The organism is Streptomyces sp. WM6378 (assembly GCF_001279695.1).
Classification (GTDB): Bacteria; Actinomycetota; Actinomycetes; order Streptomycetales; family Streptomycetaceae; genus Streptomyces.
Genome location: NZ_LGDD01000311.1, coordinates 1 through 16,363 on the forward strand (window position 1 = coordinate 1; position 16,363 = coordinate 16,363).

The 16,363-nt window shown below is 72.7% G+C and carries 18 protein-coding genes; 6 read left to right on the forward strand and 12 right to left on the reverse strand.

The features are described from left to right. Positions 1-242: 242 nt before the first annotated feature. Positions 243-731 carry a YbjN domain-containing protein gene (locus ADK54_RS30510; RefSeq protein WP_053728986.1) on the reverse strand — a complete coding sequence of 163 codons (489 nt, stop codon included), beginning with the start codon at positions 729-731 and terminating at the stop codon, positions 243-245. Between the two features lie 95 nt (positions 732-826). Then, positions 827-2,170, reverse strand: a complete 1,344-nt coding sequence (gene mshA, locus ADK54_RS30515) for a D-inositol-3-phosphate glycosyltransferase (protein WP_053728987.1) — start codon at positions 2,168-2,170, stop codon at positions 827-829. A 366-nt stretch (positions 2,171-2,536) separates the two neighbouring features. On the opposite strand from mshA, the gene ADK54_RS30520 reads away from it, so the two are divergent. The 3 genes from ADK54_RS30520 (at position 2,537) to ADK54_RS30530 (ending at position 6,299) form a co-directional block, all read left to right on the forward strand. Continuing rightward, positions 2,537-3,331, forward strand: a complete 795-nt coding sequence (locus ADK54_RS30520) for a class I SAM-dependent methyltransferase (RefSeq protein ID WP_053728988.1) — start codon at positions 2,537-2,539, stop codon at positions 3,329-3,331. 324 nt (positions 3,332-3,655) lie between these two features. Continuing rightward, a complete protein-coding gene (locus tag ADK54_RS30525; RefSeq protein ID WP_053729031.1) occupies positions 3,656-4,714 on the forward strand; it encodes a C40 family peptidase in 1,059 nt (352 codons plus the stop codon). Positions 4,715-5,057: 343 nt separating this feature from the next. Then, a complete protein-coding gene (locus ADK54_RS30530; protein WP_053728989.1) occupies positions 5,058-6,299 on the forward strand; it encodes a PP2C family protein-serine/threonine phosphatase in 1,242 nt (413 codons plus the stop codon). A gap of 21 nt (positions 6,300-6,320) precedes the next feature. On the opposite strand, the gene ADK54_RS30535 is transcribed toward ADK54_RS30530, so the two are convergent. The 3 genes from ADK54_RS30535 to ADK54_RS30545 all read right to left on the reverse strand — a co-directional run bounded on the left by ADK54_RS30535 (position 6,321) and on the right by ADK54_RS30545 (position 7,823). Next, positions 6,321-6,665, reverse strand: a complete 345-nt coding sequence (locus ADK54_RS30535) for a DUF2516 family protein (protein ID WP_053729032.1) — start codon at positions 6,663-6,665, stop codon at positions 6,321-6,323. Positions 6,666-6,796: 131 nt separating this feature from the next. Continuing rightward, a complete protein-coding gene (locus ADK54_RS30540) occupies positions 6,797-7,384 on the reverse strand; it encodes a hypothetical protein (RefSeq protein ID WP_053728990.1) in 588 nt (195 codons plus the stop codon). A gap of 22 nt (positions 7,385-7,406) precedes the next feature. Then, on the reverse strand, positions 7,407-7,823 hold the full coding sequence (locus ADK54_RS30545; RefSeq protein WP_053728991.1) for a helix-turn-helix domain-containing protein: 417 nt from the start codon (positions 7,821-7,823) through the stop codon (positions 7,407-7,409). A gap of 208 nt (positions 7,824-8,031) precedes the next feature. On the opposite strand from ADK54_RS30545, the gene ADK54_RS30550 reads away from it, so the two are divergent. Next, positions 8,032-8,640 carry a dihydrofolate reductase family protein gene (locus ADK54_RS30550; protein WP_234392266.1) on the forward strand — a complete coding sequence of 203 codons (609 nt, stop codon included), beginning with the start codon at positions 8,032-8,034 and terminating at the stop codon, positions 8,638-8,640. A gap of 24 nt (positions 8,641-8,664) precedes the next feature. On the opposite strand, the gene ADK54_RS30555 is transcribed toward ADK54_RS30550, so the two are convergent. The 3 genes from ADK54_RS30555 to ADK54_RS30565 all read right to left on the reverse strand — a co-directional run bounded on the left by ADK54_RS30555 (position 8,665) and on the right by ADK54_RS30565 (position 10,581). Continuing rightward, positions 8,665-9,051 (reverse strand): hypothetical protein, encoded by a 387-nt coding sequence (locus ADK54_RS30555; RefSeq protein ID WP_053728993.1) that lies wholly within the window; start codon positions 9,049-9,051, stop codon positions 8,665-8,667. A 99-nt stretch (positions 9,052-9,150) separates the two neighbouring features. After that, a complete protein-coding gene (locus ADK54_RS30560) occupies positions 9,151-9,837 on the reverse strand; it encodes a class I SAM-dependent DNA methyltransferase (RefSeq protein WP_053728994.1) in 687 nt (228 codons plus the stop codon). Positions 9,838-9,975: 138 nt separating this feature from the next. Continuing rightward, complete coding sequence (locus ADK54_RS30565) at positions 9,976-10,581, reverse strand: TetR/AcrR family transcriptional regulator (protein ID WP_053728995.1); 606 nt, start codon at positions 10,579-10,581, stop codon at positions 9,976-9,978. A gap of 176 nt (positions 10,582-10,757) precedes the next feature. On the opposite strand from ADK54_RS30565, the gene ADK54_RS30570 reads away from it, so the two are divergent. Further along, positions 10,758-11,732 carry a zinc-binding dehydrogenase gene (locus tag ADK54_RS30570; RefSeq protein WP_063802084.1) on the forward strand — a complete coding sequence of 325 codons (975 nt, stop codon included), beginning with the start codon at positions 10,758-10,760 and terminating at the stop codon, positions 11,730-11,732. A gap of 123 nt (positions 11,733-11,855) precedes the next feature. Here ADK54_RS30570 and ADK54_RS30575 read toward each other — a convergent pair whose 3' ends face one another. The 3 genes from ADK54_RS30575 to ADK54_RS30585 form a co-directional block, all read right to left on the reverse strand. Then, the gene (locus tag ADK54_RS30575) at positions 11,856-13,115 is read right to left on the reverse strand and encodes a GNAT family N-acetyltransferase (RefSeq protein ID WP_053728997.1); all 1,260 of its coding nucleotides are present in this window, start codon (positions 13,113-13,115) and stop codon (positions 11,856-11,858) included. A 25-nt stretch (positions 13,116-13,140) separates the two neighbouring features. After that, entirely contained in the window at positions 13,141-14,100 is a 960-nt protein-coding gene (locus ADK54_RS30580) for an asparaginase (protein ID WP_053728998.1), read from the reverse strand. Positions 14,101-14,161: 61 nt separating this feature from the next. Beyond that, positions 14,162-14,755, reverse strand: coding sequence for a hypothetical protein (locus tag ADK54_RS30585; protein WP_053728999.1), 594 nt, complete (start codon positions 14,753-14,755; stop codon positions 14,162-14,164). Between the two features lie 168 nt (positions 14,756-14,923). Here ADK54_RS30585 and dtd point away from each other — a divergent pair, with 168 nt between their 5' ends. Next, positions 14,924-15,349, forward strand: a complete 426-nt coding sequence (gene dtd / locus ADK54_RS30590; RefSeq protein ID WP_053729000.1) for a D-aminoacyl-tRNA deacylase — start codon at positions 14,924-14,926, stop codon at positions 15,347-15,349. Between the two features lie 46 nt (positions 15,350-15,395). On the opposite strand, the gene ADK54_RS30595 is transcribed toward dtd, so the two are convergent. Continuing rightward, positions 15,396-16,361 carry a YgfZ/GcvT domain-containing protein gene (locus ADK54_RS30595; protein WP_053729001.1) on the reverse strand — a complete coding sequence of 322 codons (966 nt, stop codon included), beginning with the start codon at positions 16,359-16,361 and terminating at the stop codon, positions 15,396-15,398. Positions 16,362-16,363: the final 2 nt, after the last annotated feature.

Genomic DNA, 16,363 nt, shown 5'->3' on the forward strand with positions numbered 1-16,363 from the left:
GGGCGGAGCCTCTCAGGGGGTGCAGGGGGACGAAGTCCCCCGCGGGGGTCTGGGGCGCAGCCCCGGAGCTCACCCCTCTCCACCCCCTGCACGGGCGGGCGGGTGGGCAAACTCCCCGGGGGTCCGGGGCGGAGCCCCGAAGCGGGGTGTGGGGCGCAGCCCCAGGGCTCAGCCATTCCGCGCTGAGCAACGGGCGGGCGGGTGGGCAGACCCCCGCGTTCAGCCTCGCCGCACCCGGAGGCTCAACCCGCCCCACCCGTCAGATGCGTAAACGCGTCGAGGTTCCGCGTGGACTCCCCCCGCGACACCCGCCACGCGTACTCCCGCCGGATCGCCGACGCGAACCCCAGCTCCAGCAGGGTGTTGAAGGACCCGTCCGCCTCCTCCAGGACGACCCCGAGCAGCCGGTCGAGTTCCTCCGGCGTGACGGAGGCCAGCGGGACCTTGCCCGCCAGGTACACGTCCCCGAGCCGGTCGACCGCGTAACTCACCCCGTACAGGCGGAGGTTGCGTTCGAGGAGCCAGCGATGGACGGCCGGCTCGTTCTCGTCGGGGTGCCGCACGACGAACGCGTTCACGGAGAGGGCGTGGCGGCCGACCCGCAGCGAGCAGGTGGTGGAGAGCTTGCGCGTGCCCGGCAGGGTCACGACATACGTACCGGGCTCCGGGGACTCCCACGAGAGCTCCGCGTCCTTGAGGGCCGTTTCGATGACCTGCCGCACGTCAGCCATGCCGCGAGCCTACGCGAAGGCCCCGGACGCACCCCGGGTCGCGTGCGAACCCCGCATGGACGCGAGCCCCCGCACAGCTCCTGTCGAGCCGGGCCTCACCCGTGATGCGACCGAACCCGACGCCGGTGTTCAGCCATCGCCGCCGTGTACACGTCCGCCGTCGCCGAAGCCGCCGTTCCCCAGCCGAAGGACTGCGCGTGCCGGGCGGCCGCCTCGCCCATCCGCCGCACCAGCGTGGGGTCCTGGACGAAGCGGCGCAGGGCGGTCGCGTAGTCCTCGGGGTCGTGGCCCTGCACCAGGAATCCCGTCGAGCCGTCCCGCACCGCCACCGGGAGCCCGCCGACCGATGCCGCGACCACCGGCGTGCCGGCCGCCTGCGCCTCTATGGCGACCAGGCCGAACGATTCGCTGTACGAGGGCATGACCAGGACGGACGCCGCCCGGAACCAGTCCGCGAGCCGGTCCTGGCCGACCGGCGGTCTGAACCGTACGACGTCGCTGATGCCGAGCTTGGCCGCCAGCTTCTGCAGGCCCTCCGGCTTGGCCAGGCCGCTCCCGGAAGGACCGCCCACGATCGGCACGATCATCCGCGAGCGCAGGGAGGGGTCGCGCTCCAGGAGTTCGGCCGTCGCGCGCAGCAGGATGTCCGGCGCCTTCAGCGGCTGGATGCGGCCCGCGAAGAGCGGGATGAACGCGTCCCGGGGAAGCCCGAGCCGGTCCCGCGCCGCGGTCCTGCCGTCCGCCGGGCGGAACCGGTCGAGGTTCACACCGGGGTGGACGACGGCGACCTTGCCGGGGTCGGCGTCGTAGAAGCGGACGAGTTCGTCGGCCTCCTCGGCGGTGTTGGCGATCAGGCGGTCCGCCGCGTTCACGATCTGGGTCTCGCCGATGACGCGTGCGGCGGGCTCGGGGGTGTCGCCCTCGGCGAGCGCCGCGTTCTTGACCTTGGCCATGGTGTGCATGGCGTGGACGAGGGGCACCCCCCAGCGTTCGGCGGCGAGCCAGCCGACGTGCCCGGAGAGCCAGTAATGGGAGTGGACCAGGTCGTAGTAGCCGGGCCGGTGGTGCGCCCAGGCCTGCATCACCCCGTGCGTGAAGGCACAGAGCTGGGCCGGCAGCTCTTCCTTGGCGAGGCCCTCGTACGGTCCCGCGTCGACGTGCCGCACCAGCACCCCGGGCGCCATCTCGACGGTCGGCGCGAGGCCGCCCGTGGTGGCCCGGGTGAAGATCTCGACCTCGATGTTGATCGCGGCGAGGCGCTTGGCGAGCTCGACGATGTACACGTTCATGCCGCCCGCGTCGCCCGTCCCCGGCTGGTGCAGCGGGGAGGTGTGGACGCTGAGCACGGCGACCCGGCGCGGCTTGCGGTGGCCGCCGGGCAGCCGGAGCCGGGGCGGCCCCGCCAGGGTGCCGGCGAACCGGGACACGTACTGGCTCACGTCGAGGCCCTCCTCGGCTCGGGGCACTGCCTTCGGACTCGGAGCGGGCATGCGGGCACGCCCCTCCAAAGCCCCGAACACCGGAATCCGCGCTTTCATTTCCACTTTGCCAAAATGTTGCCGGACTCGTCGGGGCGGAGCCCGGCGCAGGCCGGGAACCGTCAGCCAGGGTTTGCGAAACACCGCGGCGACCTGCGGAAACGTCCGGCCGGAACCGCCGAACCGCCCCGCCTGAACCCGCCTGAACCCGCCTGAACCCGCCGAACCGTCCCAGCCGAACCGCCGAGCCGTCCCGCCCGAACCCGCCGAACCGTCCCAGCCGAACCACCGAACCTTCCGGGTCGGACCGCCGCCTACCCTCGTCCTATGGCTCCACCCCCGTCCGCGAAGCGCCCCGTCGGCACCGTCACCCGCGGCACCACCAACCCGAACCGGCTGCGTCGCATGGACCGCTGGATCGCCGACGCGCACGGGGCCGCGCTGCGCCGCGCGTCCGCGCCGGTCGCCGTCGACCTCGGGTACGGAGCCGCCCCCTGGACCGCGGTGGAGCTGCTCCAGCGGCTGCGCACCGCGGCCCCCGCCGTCTCGGTGGTCGGCATCGAGATCGAGCCGGCCCGGGTCGCCGCAGCCAAGCCGTACGAGCGCGAGGGCCTCACCTTCCGGCACGGCGGCTTCGAGGTGCCGCTGGCCGAGCCGCCGATGCTGATCCGGGCGGCGAACGTGCTGCGCCAGTACGACGAGGGCGAGGTGGCCGCCGTCTGGGCCCGGCTGTGCGCGCGGCTCGCGCCGGGCGGGCTGCTCGTCGAGGGCACCTGCGACGAGATCGGCCGCCGCCATGTGTGGGTCGCGCTCGATCGTTCCGGCCCGCGCACGGTGACCTTCGCGACCCGGCTCGGCTCCCTGGAGCGCCCCTCCGACCTGGCCGAGCGGCTGCCGAAGGCACTGATCCACCGCAATGTGCCGGGCGAGCCGGTGCACGCCTTCCTGCGTGACTTCGACCGGGCGTGGGCGGCGGCCGCCCCGTACGCCTCGCTGGGCGCGCGGCAGCGGTGGATCAAGTCCGTACGGGATCTGTCGGCCGACTGGCCGGTCGTGGACGGGGTACGGCGCTGGCGGCAGGGTGAGGTGACGGTCAACTGGTCGGCACTGGCGCCCAGTTGAGCCCTGGCGTCGGCTGATCCGACTGGGACGCCCCCTGATCCGGCTCGGGTGACGCCCGGACCAATTCGCGGCGTTGTTCGCGTCGTCGTACGAGTGAACTCCCGTGGCCGGTGGAACGCGTGGAGCTCGGCGTTCGTCACACGAGGGGGAACGCGCGGAAGAACGCGCAGGGGGATGTGCCCCGTTCGGTGCCCTTGTGCCTCTGTCGTTTTGGCGGAGGCCGTGGCAGCATCGCGGGCAGTGTGATGTTACTGACGGTAAATCACATATGGAGTATCCGGTGTTCCGGTGTGGGGCCGGGGCCGGCTGGAGGGGGAGTTCATAGTGCCGAAGCAGCGCCGTTTGGCGGCCGCGATCGCCTTGGTGTGCGCCTTGACCGCGTTGGCGGCGCCGGGCACGGCGTTCGCCGACCCGGCGCCGACGCCGTCGACCACGGCGCCGGCCCAGCCCAGGACGCTCGAAGAAGTGGGCAAGCAGATCGACGACCTGTACCGGCAGGCGGCCGTGGCCACCGACGCGTACAACCTCGCCGAGGAGCAGACCAAGCAGCAGTCCGCGCAGATCGTGCAGCTGGCCCAGGAGATCGTGAAGGGCCAGGACAAGATCAAGCGCCTGAAGGACCAGGCGGGCGCCACCGCGCGGATGCAGTACCGCAACGGCGGCCTTCCGCCCGGCGCCCAGCTGATGCTGAGCGGCGACCCGGAGACGTTCCTCGACGGCGCCGACGCGCTGCGCCAGGGCCAGCAGGCCGCCCAGGGCGTGCTCGGCGAACTGAACCGCACGCAGGCCGACTTGGCGGCATACAGCAAGGACGCCACCGCGCAGTGGAAGAACCTGGAGGCCAACCGGGTCAAGAAGGAAGCCGCGAAGAAGGACATCACCGAGAAGATCGCGGCTGCCGAGAAGCTCCAGGACCAGCTCAAGGAGCAGGAGAAGCAGCGCCTGGCCGAGCTGGAGCGGAAGAAGGAGTTCGACTCCCAGACGGCCTGGCTGAGCACGGGCATACTGAAGGAGATCAACGGCAGCGCGAGCGAGCAGGGCAAGAAGGCCGTGAAGTTCGCCACCGACCAGATCGGCAAGCGGTACGTCTGGGGCGCCGCAGGGCCCGACACCTTCGACTGCTCGGGTCTGACCTCGCAGGCCTGGATCTCGGCCGGGCGCCCCATACCGCGCACCTCGCAGGAGCAGTGGGCCCAGCTGCCGCACGTCGCGATCAAGGACATGCGCCCCGGCGACCTCATCATCTACTTCGCCGACGCCACCCATGTCGGGATGTACATCGGCGACGGCGCGATCGTGCACTCCCCCCGGCCCGGCCGGACCGTGACGATCACGGGGGCGGGCTCCATGCCGATCCTGGGTGTCGTACGCCCCGACAAGTAGCGGGCCGCGTAGCGGGACAAGCAGGGCGCGGACGGGCGGGGGCGGACGGGAGTACGGACCGCTCGCGGCGGGTCGATCGCCTCCGGCCGGACACCCCGCCACGTCCGGCCGGGCAGTTCCGGGGCGTCCGGGCGGGCAATCGCTTACCGGCGGTACGGGCAGTCCGCAACTTCCTGAGGCCCGGACAAATAAGGCATGCGGCATATGCCAACCGCCCCCTCGGCGATCAACCGCCGAACGCCATTCCGCCGCGCCCGTGGATGACGCTAGGGTCCCGGCTGGTGGGGCGCCGACCGGCGCACCCCCGCGCCCTCGGGGGGAGGGAAGGATTCCGGAACCGACGATGCCCGCATCCCAGCACGTACCCGTACCGCACCAGCGAGCCGCCCCGGAGCCCCAGACGGGCAGCGCCGCCGACGGCCCGCTCAACCTGCTGGTCATCGAGGACGACCCGGCGGGCACCTTCACCGTGCACGAGCTCCTCGACGCGGCGGGCACCCGGGTCCGGATCCGTACCGCCCGCAACCTCACCGAGGCCGAGCGGCTGCTCACCGACGACGTCCACTGCATACTCCTGGACCTGGCGCTGCCGGGCCGCGACCCGGACGACGAGCTCGCGGCCCTGCGCCATCTGCTCCGCCTGGCCCCGCGCCACGCCGTACTGGCCCTGACCCCGTCCACGCACGCGGAGCGGGCGGCGGAAGCGGTCCGGGTCGGCGCGCAGGACTACCTGTTCCGCGACGAGCTGGACGGCAGGCTGCTCAGCCGCGCCATCCGGTACGCGGTGGAGCGCAAGCGCGCCGACACCGCCCAGTACAAGCTGGCCAAGTCGCGGCTGCACGCCCAGGAGAACGCCCGCCTGGAGCGCGGGCTGCTCCCGACCCCGCTGCTCGACGGCTCCGACCTGCGCTTCGCGGCCCGCTACCGCCCCGGCCGCTCCCGGGCGCTGCTCGGCGGCGACTTCTACGACACGGTGCGCACGCCGGACGGAACCGTCCACGCGATGATCGGCGACGTCTGCGGCCACGGCCCCGACGAGGCGGCCCTCGGGGTCGAACTCCGCATCGCCTGGCGGGCGTTGACGCTGGCGGGCCTGTGCGGCGACGAGCTACTCTCGACCCTTCAAGAGGTCCTGGAGCACGAGCGCGACAGCGAGGAGATCTTCGCGACGCTGTGCACCGTCGACATCGCGCCGGACGGCCGCAGCGCAGGCCTCTGCCTGGCCGGCCACCCCTCTCCGCTGATCGCGCTCGGCGGCCGGGCCCAGCTGCTCCCGTACGAGAACGGCGGCCCGGCGCTCGGCCTACTGCCGCGCGCCCGCTGGCCGCGCCGGCAGGTCGAACTCGGCCGGGAATGGGGCCTGTTGATGTACACCGACGGCCTCATCGAGGGCCGTACCGGCGAGGGCAGCCAGCGGCTCGGTCAGGACGGAATGCTGGAGATGATCAACAGCCAGCTGGCCTCCGGGCTGCGCGGCGAGGCACTGCTCGAAGCGGCGGTGACCCGGGCCCGCGAGCTCAACGGGGGCGAGCTGACGGACGACGTGGCGGTGGTCCTCCTGGAACGCAAGCGCGCGGAGGGCTGACGCCGGGTGGGTCCTTCGGGGCTACCGGCCGCCGTTGTAGGGCCCGTACGGACCGTCGCTGCTGGAGCCGCCGCCGCGCCGCCCGCCCCGGCCACCGCCGGAGACCTGCCGGATCGCGGGCCGCACGTCCACCATGAACACGATCGAGGCGACGAGCCCCGCGAGCTGCAGGAACAACACCGGCACGACCAGGTTCACCACGACCGTGATGCCGAGGATGATCAGCCAGAACGGCTTGGTCTGCTTGTCCGCCGCGCGGTACGCGTCCTCCCGGGCCACGACGGCGAAGCCAAGCGCCACCACGGCGATGACGAGCATCGCGAGATAGAGCAGCGATGTGAGAAGGCTGAATCCCGTGAGCAACATGCCGTGCACCGCCTAATGAGTCCTGATGAGTACTGCGTCCTGATGAGCCTGGAGAGCGCCTCGCGGCCAAGGTACTAGTACAACGGGGCGGGCCCCTCGAAGGTGCCCGCCCCGCGAACCGCGTAAGCCGACTACTCGGCGGACTTGGCGGCGGTCTTCTTGGCCGTGGTCCTGCGCGGGGCGGCCTTCTTGGCGGCGGACTTGTCGGCGGCGTCGGCCTCGCCCTGAGCCGGAACCTCCGCCTTGTCCTCCGCCTTGTACTCGCTCTTGGGCTCGACGGCCGTGGCGATCTCGACGATCTCGTCGGCGGCCTCGCCGCGCCACTGCTTGACGACGTCCTGGCCGTGCTCGGCGACCGAGTCGTAGCCCTCGCGGGCCTTGACGGCGTACTCGGCGAGGACGCCGACGCCACGCAGCGCGAGGTCCTGGGCGTTCTCACCGAGCTTCTTGAGGTCGCCGTCGAGGGCGCCGAGGAAGTCATTGGCGCGGGTGGTGACCGCGGCCTGGACCTCCTTGACACGGGCGGCGGCCTTCTCCTGAACGGCCTTGGGATCGGTGCGGCGGACGGCCTCGATGCGCTCGGGGGCCTCGGCCTGGATCTTCTCGATCAGCGCCGGAACCTTCTTGGCCTGCTGCCCTGCGATGTCCGCCGTGCCGGCGAGGAAGTAGAGGGGGGTGGGGTCGGTGAGGGTCTTGCGCAGGTCATCGGTGATGGCCATGACTGTCCTCCCGGATCAGTGCTCAGTTGCTCGCTTGAGGGTTTTGGGGGTCTTGAGGGTGGTCGGCGGCGCTGTCGGTGTCCGTGTCGGCGTCGAGCCCGTTCTCCTTGCGGAAGGACTCGTAGATCTGGAGCAGAACCTGCTTCTGACGCTCGCTGAGCGAGGGGTCGGCGAGAATGACGCTCCGCGTCCCGGCGGCCTCGGGAGACCGCTCGTCGAGAATTCCGGCCTGCACGTACAGCGTCTCGGCGGAGATCCGCAGCGCCTTCGCGAGCTGCTGCAGAATGTCCGCGCTCGGCTTGCGCAGCCCGCGCTCGATCTGACTCAGATACGGATTGGACACCCCGGCGGCATCAGCGAGCTGCCGCAGCGAGAGCTGCGCATTGCGCCGCTGCTCGCGCAGGTACTCCCCGAGATTGCCGACGTTGAGCGATGCCATACCCCGATGGTGCACCGCCCTGCTAACTATTGCAAGCAGACGCTTGCAATAGTGTGCTGCGCCACGTCGGGCGCGCCCTGCGGCCGGCGCGGCCCGGCTCGCCTCGGCGGAAGTCGTCACCGATGAGTCCCGAGCCCAAGCAGGGTCTACGCCTTACGGCAACCGCCCGCAGCATGGACAGAGCAGCCCGGACAGAGGGGGACCGATCATGTCCACCGCAAAGACCCCGCAGGGTGTTCCGCAAGGTGTTCCGCTGGGCGGCATGGAGCCCCAGGTCGCCGAAGGCAAGGTGCTCTGGCACTTCACGATGTCGCTCGACGGGTTCGTCGCGGGGCCGGGGCATTCCATGGACTGGATGGCGGGGGCATCGTTCCGGCCCGGGCTCGTCGAGGAGTACGCCGCGACCACTGGCGCGGTCCTGGGAGGTCGCGACGGCTGGGACGCCCGCCCCGATCCCGGCGGCATCTACGGCGGCGCCTGGCAGGGGCCGTTGTTCGTGCTCACGCACCATCCCGAGGACGCGAAACCCGCCCACGGCGTGACGTTCCTGAGCTGCGATGCGGCCGAGGCCGTCCGGATCGGGCTCCTGGCCGCCGCGGGCAAGAACCTGGAGGTCTTCTCCCCCACCATCGGCCGGCAGCTCCTCCGCATCGGGCTGATCGACGAGATCGATCTGCACATCGCGCCCGTACTCCTCGGCGACGGCATCCGGCTGTTCGACGACCCCGACGGCTCCCCCGTACGACTCTCGCTGGTCAACGGCGACGACCCCGGGGCCACTGTGAACGTGCGGTACCGGCCGCTCGCGACCGAGTGAGCGTGAGCGGCCGGAACGGCGCGGTCAGTTCGTGATCGTCACGCAGGCCAGCCCCGCGCTCTCCCCGTCGCGGAAGCCCTCCGCGCACAGGCGGGTGCCTCCGGGGAAGTGGCGCTGCGGGTAGGCCTGGTCGCGGTAGGTCCGGAACTTGGCCACGTCCTCCGCCTTCGTACGGGCGCTCCAGCCGTTCGTCGTCCACACCCGGGCGCTGACACGGCGCGGCCGGTCCGTGTTGACCACCGACACCTCCACCCGGCCCAGGTAGTCGCCGCTGTCGTACGTCTCGATGCAGACCGAGTTGTTGCACCACTTGCCGTCCGCCGCCGCCGGGGGCCCCGCCACGATCACACAGCCCAGCGCCGCGGCCGCCACCCCGGTTCCCGAGGCGAGTTTCCTGATGATTGCGTGCATGTGGCCTCATCCGTTTCATCCCGGCCCGCGGACAGAGGGCCTGATCCACGGGGGCCGGTCGGCAGCCCCCGTGGACCAACGCCGGGGATGATCAGCCAGTTACGCCGCTTCGCGCTCCTTGCGCGCGAAGAGGTAGGCCTGCGGCACCGCCTCCGCGGCCTCCGGCTCCCGGCGCGCCCGCGTCGTCACCGTGAAGCCCGCCTCCTTCAGGAGGGTCGCGATATGGTCCGGACACAGGCGGTTGAAGTCCAGGGACACGTCCGTGCCGAACGGGTTCGCCACGCGCAGTGGTTCCTCGCCCACCTGGAAGCCGAGCAGCAGGTGGCCTCCGGGGGCCAGTACGCGGTGGAACTCCGCCATCACCTCCGGCAGCCGCTCCCTCGGGGTGTGGATGATCGAGTACCAGGCCACCACACCCGCCAGCGTCCCGTCCGCCGCGTCCACGTCCGTCAGCGAGCCCACCTCGAAACGCACCCCGGCGTGGTCCGCGCGGGCCATCTCCACCATCCGGGGCGACAGGTCGATCCCGGACACCGCGAGGCCGAGGCCGTGCAGATGCGCCGTCACCCGGCCCGGGCCGCTGCCCAGATCGGCGACCGGTCCGCCACCCGCCGCGAGGACGAGCTCCGCGAATGCGCCCAGGATCGCCCGGTCCAGCGGCCTGTCATCGAGCACGGTGCGGAAGCGCTCCGCGTACTCCGTCGCGATGGTGTCGTAGAAGGTGCGTGTCGCGTGCAGGTGGGGTGCGTGCAACTCGCCCCCGGCGGCTGCCTCTTGCGCGGTCATGGGTGTTGGCGTGTGCGTGGTCATAGGCGTCGGCGTGGTCATGGGCGTCGAGCCTAGACCCCGGCACTGACACCGGGCCCGGCCCCCGGCCGCCCTCAGAGCCCGCACCTGAACCCGGCTCGGATCCGGCGCGGGCCCTCAACTCCCGTACGCCCCCGCCCTCCCCGCCGCCCCCGCCGCCCCCGCCGCGCGGTCCGCCGCGCCCTCGTCCAGCTCGTCACCGCTCACCAGGAAGCGGTAGTACAGCGGCGCCGAGACCGCTCGGATCACTTCCGCCGGGTCCGTGCCGGGCGGGACCTCGCCGCGTTCGGCGGCCCGCGTCACGCAGGGCGCCCACTCCTCGATGCGGGTCGCGTAGAAGCGGTGCAGGGCGCGGGCCGCGCGGGGATCGCAGGTGGCCGCCGCGATCACCGCCTTGAACAGGGCGCCCTGCCGCGGGTCGGTCAGCGTCCTGACGACCAGGCGCGCGTTCGCCAGCAGGTCGCCGTCCAGCGAGCCCGTGTCCGCACGGGGTGAGGACTGCTCGGCCATGTCGTCCAACAGATCGGCGACCAGACCCGTCGTCGTGGACCAGCGCCGGTAGACCGTGGTCTTGCCGACCTCCGCCCGGCGCGCGACATCGGCCAGGTCGAGTCCGTCGAAGCCGTGCTCCGCCAGCGCGTCCCCGGCCGCCTGGAGTACGGCCGCCCGCACTCGCGCCGTCCGCCCGCCCGGCCGCACCGTCCCCGGCTCCACGCCCTCCATCGCGACTCCCGTTCCTGGTCCAACGAAGACAACGAAGACGGGCCCCACTTTAAGGGAATCCCAGCACCGTTAACACCGCCCGCCAGAACACCCTTGACCTCAAGCCCTGTTGAGGTTGAAGACTCGCCGTACGAACCGCGCACCGGCGCGGACAACGGGCGGGAGCAGTGATCGTCATGCGTGTCGCACAGGTCAGGGAGTTCGGCGGGCCCGAGGTGCTGGTTCCCGCAGAGGCGCCGGATCCGGTCGCCGGGGCGGGCGAGGTGCTCGTGGCCGTCGACCACATCGACACCCTCTTCGTGCAGACCCAGATCCGCGCCGGGGCCTTCGGTGAGTTCTTCGACGTCAAGCCCCCTTACGTTCCCGCCGGCGGCGCCTCCGGCACCGTCACCGCCGCCGGCCCCGGCGTGGACCCGGCCTGGGTGGGGCTCCGGGTGGCCGCGGCCGGTCAGGCCGACAGCTACGCCGAGCTCATGGCGGTCCCCGCCGCCCACCTCTCCCCCGTCCCGGACGGCGTCGGCCTGCGCGAGGCGGCCTCCCTCGTCCACGACGGGGTGACCGCCCTCGCCCTCCTCGACAACACCGCGCTGAGGCCGGGCGAGACCGTGCTGATCACCGGCGCCTCCGGCGGCATGGGCACCCTGCTCGTCCAGCTCGCCCGCGCGCTCGGCGCCCGGGTGGTGGGCGTGGCCCGTGGGCCCGAAAAGACCGCGCTGGTACGGGAGTTGGGGGCCGACCAGGTCGTCGACGCGGCCGACTCCGGCTGGCCGGAAGGCGCCCGCGCCGCGCTGGGCGAGGGCGGCGCCGATCTCGTCCTGGACGGCGTCGGCGGCCAACTCGGCTTCGCCGCCTTCCCGTTGACCGCAGACGGCGGGCGCTTCTCCGCGCACGGCGCCCCCGCCGGCACCGGCTTCGCCGCCGTCGACCCGGACGAGGCCCGGCGGCGCGGCATCACCCTGCTCGGCATCGGCGACGTACAGCTGACGCCCGAGCGCCGCACCGCGCTCCTCGACCGGGTCCTCGAAGAGGCGGCGGCCGGACGGCTGCGGTCCGTGATCGGCGCGGTGTTCCCGCTGGAGCGCGCCGCCGACGCGCACAGGGCGATCGAGGGGCGGGGCCTGGTGGGGAAGGTGCTGCTCAGCGCCCGATAGGCCCCGCAGCGCACCCGGCACGGACCCCGCATGGCGCCGATCCCCCACGGGGGTGGGGGTCGGAGCATTCCGGGGCCGGAGCATTCCGGGCCCGGCGCATACCGGGCCCGGCGCATACCGGGGTCAGAACGTGTCGGGGCACCAGGGGCGGCGCGCCGCGCGGAACAGCGCGTCCGCGCGCGCCGCCGCCCCCGCCCGCTCCTCCACGACCCGGCCGAGCGCGAGCAGCCGCGTCGCCGACTCGTCACCCAGGTACAGGGTCGCCAACTCCCTTACGTCCAGCGTCAGTTCGGCGGAACGCGTGGTGGGCGTGCAGCGTGCGCCCGTCTCGCTCGCCTCAAGCAGGAAGCGGCCCGCCGCCAGGCCCGCGCCGTCCTCGACCTCCAGGACGAGGGCGCCCTCGGTGGCGTACGTGCGCGCCTCCAGAACCCGTACGACGTCGAGCAGCCGCAGCCACAGGCAGTCGGCGTGGGTCACGACCCCGGCCGCGCGCGGGTTCGGGAAGAGCAGGGGCAGCAGGTCGTCGGGGGCGCGGTAGCCGGTGCGCACCTTGCGGATCCAGTCGATGGAGCACAGGTAGTGCCACAGGGCGCGGTCCGCGGCGGGGGTCAGGCCGATCAGGCTCTTCACCGTCGCCGTGTTCTCCGGCAGCTTGGCGTCGCTCCACTGCTCGTCGGCCGTGTACGCGGCGATGCCGGCCGGTTCGCCCCCGGCCGTGCGGTACACCGCGAAGAACGGCTCGGTCCAGGGGCCGTCGAGGCGGGCCGCGCCGGTGGCCAGGTCCCACCAGCGCCGGTCGCGGGTGACCGCGCCGGGCTGCGCCGCCCGGAACCGTTCGAAGATCTCGGGGCCCACCTTGGCCGCCTCGGCCGGATCCACCAGGTCGACGCGGCCGCCGTCGGCCGGGCCCGACCGGTTCGGGTCGAGGCCGGTGCGCGCCGTGTCGATCTCCCAGGCGGTGAGCGAGGTGGCCGGGCCGAACCCGTACCGGCCGTAGATCGGGTACTCGGCGGCGATCAGCGTGGCGGCCACCTCGCCGCGCTCCCTGGCCGCCGCCAGCTCGGCCGCCATCATCCGGGTGAGCAGCCCGCGCCTGCGGTGCGTGGGCGAGACGGTGACGCCGCTGACCGCGGTCACGGGCAGCGCGGCGCCGCCCACCGAGGTCAGCTCCTGCGCGAAGGACCGGAACGTCGCCACGCACCGGCCCGCTTCGAAGGCCCCCTGCACCCGGCTGAGATCGGTGTGGGCGAGCCGGGCCCGCGCCTCCTCGTCGCTCACGACGGGCGGGCGCAGGAAGCCCCGGTTGACCGCCTTGAGCCAGCCGGTGTACTCGGCTTCGGCGACGGTACGGACCTCGATATCGGGCTTGGCCGGGGTGCTCATACCGGCCACGCTAGGTGGCCCCCGGTCAGAATGTCGCCCGAATTTCGCCGACCTCGGCGGCCCCGCCGAACAGCGGCGCGCGGCCGATCCGGTCCACCACCGGGCCGTCCACGCCCAGGAGTTGGAGCGCGCGGGCCAGGATCGGGCCGAGCGAGCGGATCGCGCCGTCGTCGACCTTGAAGGCGAGGGCGCGGCCGTCGGCCAGGGCCACCGCCTGCACGGCCTCGGCGCCCATCTTCGACAGCGTCCCCGGCACCTCGCGCATCAGCCAGGTGTCGGGCCGCCGCGTGCCGGCGACGTACTCGGGGTGGGCGCGCATGGCCTCGGCGACCCGACCCTCGACCGTGTCCGCGTCCGCCGTCGCGAAGGTGCGGAAGGCCCGCGCGAGGCCGGTCAGGCTGATCGCCATCAGGGGTGCCCCGCAGCCGTCGGTGCCGACGGAGGCGACCTTCTCGCCCGCGGCCGCCTCGACGGAGTCGTGGACCAGCTGCTGGAGCGGATGCGCCGGGTCGAGGTAGCTCCCGAGGTCCCAGCCGTTCTGCTTGCAGGCCGCGAGCATCGCCGCGTGCTTGCCCGAGCAGTTCATGGTGAGCCGCTCGCGGACGCGGCCCGCCGCCAGGTACGTCTCGGCCTCGGCGGGGTCGAGCGGCAGGTCGGGCGGCGTCTGGAGGTCGTCCGGGGTCAGCCCGTGCTCGGCCAGCATCTTGCGCACGAGATCGAGGTGGAAGCCCTCGCCCGAGTGGCTGGCGGCGGCGATGGCCAGGCGCTCGCCCGAAAGCTCAAGGCCGGCCCGCAGCACGGCGGCGGCCTGCATCGGCTTGTTGGACGAGCGGGGGAAGACGGGCGCCGCCGGGTCGCCGAGCGAGAACTCGACACTGCCGTCTTCCGCAAGGACCACCAGCGAGCCCCGATGATGGCCCTCGACGAATCCGGAACGTACGACTTCGGCGAGGACCGGGGGTATCGGGGACGTCAGGGCGGTCATGGCGGTGCGGCCTTCCGGGCGGGTGACCTGCCCCGGAGGGGTCGCTTCCGGTACGGGCGGGTCAGGTGAGCAGATCGTCTACTTGTGCTTCACCATCACGGTACCTGCGGGCGATCTCCGCACTGCAATCGTCGGCGGTCCGCTGCAGCTGTTGGCGGCGTCGCGAGACCTGCTGCTCGTAGCGGATCAGGCGTCCGGTGGCGGTGTGCAGCTCCTCGTCCGTGCGGGCGGCGAGGTCGGACAGCTCGACCTCGGCGTCCATCTCGGCGGCGAGGATGCGGTACTCCTCGCTGCGCGGCGCGGACAGCGTGACGTGGCGGGCCGAGGCGCGGTGCGAGGACGGCGCGTCCGTGAGGATCTCGGCGAGCCGCTCCACCACCGGCGCCTGCGGCCCGGTGCGCCGGGCCAGCTCGGCCCGCAGGATGTCGATCCGGCCGTGCAGCAGCCGCCGTACGTAGCTGAGGTCGGCCTCGTCGCGCTGCGACTGACGGCGCAGGGTGCGCAGCTCGGCGAGCCGGAGCGCGGCCAGGTCGTGGTCGCGCTGGGGCGGCAGCGTGCCGCCGGCCCGCTGCACGGGCGGTCGCACGGCGGTACGCGGGTTGGTCCGGGTCAGCGATACGGGACCGGGCGACTGCCCGGCGCCTGGTGTGCTCATGCGTCTTTCCGTCCCCTCGACCGGTGCATGGGGTCTCCCCGGGCCCGAAGGACCAAGGGGAAGCACCGCCTGTACGCATCGTGCCACTCCGGGTACGGCACGTGCAGGTGCACTGCACCCGTTCAGCCGCTCGGAAATCGGAGCGACCCGTGGCATAGGTTGGGGCGCATGCGAGCGGTGGTGCAGAGAGTCGACGGCGCGAAGGTCGTCGTGGCCGGTGAGACGGTCGGCGAGATCGCGGGCGAGGGCCTGTGTGTCCTGGTCGGAGTCACCCACGGAGACAATCCGGACAAGGCGGCGCAGCTCGCCCGCAAGCTGTGGTCGGTTCGCATCCTTGAGGGCGAGAAGTCCTGCTCGGACGTGAATGCGCCCTTGCTGGTGATTTCGCAGTTCACTCTCTACGGGGACGCCCGCAAGGGCCGCCGCCCCACGTGGAACGCGGCCGCCCCCGGCGACGTGGCCGAGCCTCTGGTCGACGAGGTGGTGGCGCAACTGCGGGCGCTTGGCGCGCACGTGGAGACGGGCCGCTTCGGCGCGGACATGCGGGTGTCCCTCACCAACCACGGCCCGTTCACGGTCCTGGTCGAGGTCTGAGACCTCCGGGTTTTCGAAGGCCCTGGCGAGGGCCCGGGCGAAAGCCCTACGGCTCGACCACGACCTCCTGGGCCGCCGCCGTGTTCCCCGCGAGCAGCTCCGCGTCGACCGGGACGTTGCGCTTGACCAGGGCCAGCGCGATCGGGCCCAGCTCGTGGTGGCGGGCCGAGGTCGTGATGAAGCCGAGCTGGCGGCCCTCCGCGCCGTCTGCCGCGAGCCGCACCGGCGTGCCGGACCCGGGAAGCAGCACCTCGCTGCCGTCCAGGTGCAGGAAGACCAGGCGGCGCGGCGGCTTCCCCAGGTTGTGGACGCGGGCGACCGTCTCCTGCCCCCGGTAGCAGCCCTTCTGAAGGTGGACGGCCGAGCCGATCCAGCCCACCTCGTGCGGGATCGTCCGGTGGTCGGTCTCGAAGCCGAGCCGGGGCCGGTGCGCCTCGACGCGGAGCGCCTCGTACGCCAGGATCCCGACGAGCGGGCCCGCCTCGGCGGCGTACTTCTCCAGGTCGGCGCGCGGCAGGAACAGATCGCGGCCGTACGCCGTCTCGCGTACGACCACGCCGTCCGGCACCTCGGCGATGGAGCCGGCCGGCAGGTGGACGACCGCGAACTCCTCGGTGCGGTCGGCGACTTCGACCCGGTAGAAGAACTTCATCGACTCCAGGTACGCGATCAGCTCGCCCACGGTGCCGGGCTCGACGTGGATCCACACCGTCGTGCCGTCGTCGACGAGGTACAGGGCGTGCTCGACGTGCCCGTTCGCGGAGAGGATGAGCGCCTCGGTGGCCTGCCCGACGGGCAGCTCGCTGACGTGCTGGGTGAGCAGCAGGTGCAGCCAGCTCAGCCGGTCGCCGCCGGTGACGGTGACAACGCCGCGGTGCGAGAGATCGACGAGACCGGTGCCGCCGACGAGCGCGCGCTGCTCGCGGAACAGGTCACCGTAGTGCGCCGCGACTCCTTCGTCGCGCCCTTCGGCGGGGACGGCGCCGGCCTTGGACAGCAGGGGGCTCTTCATAC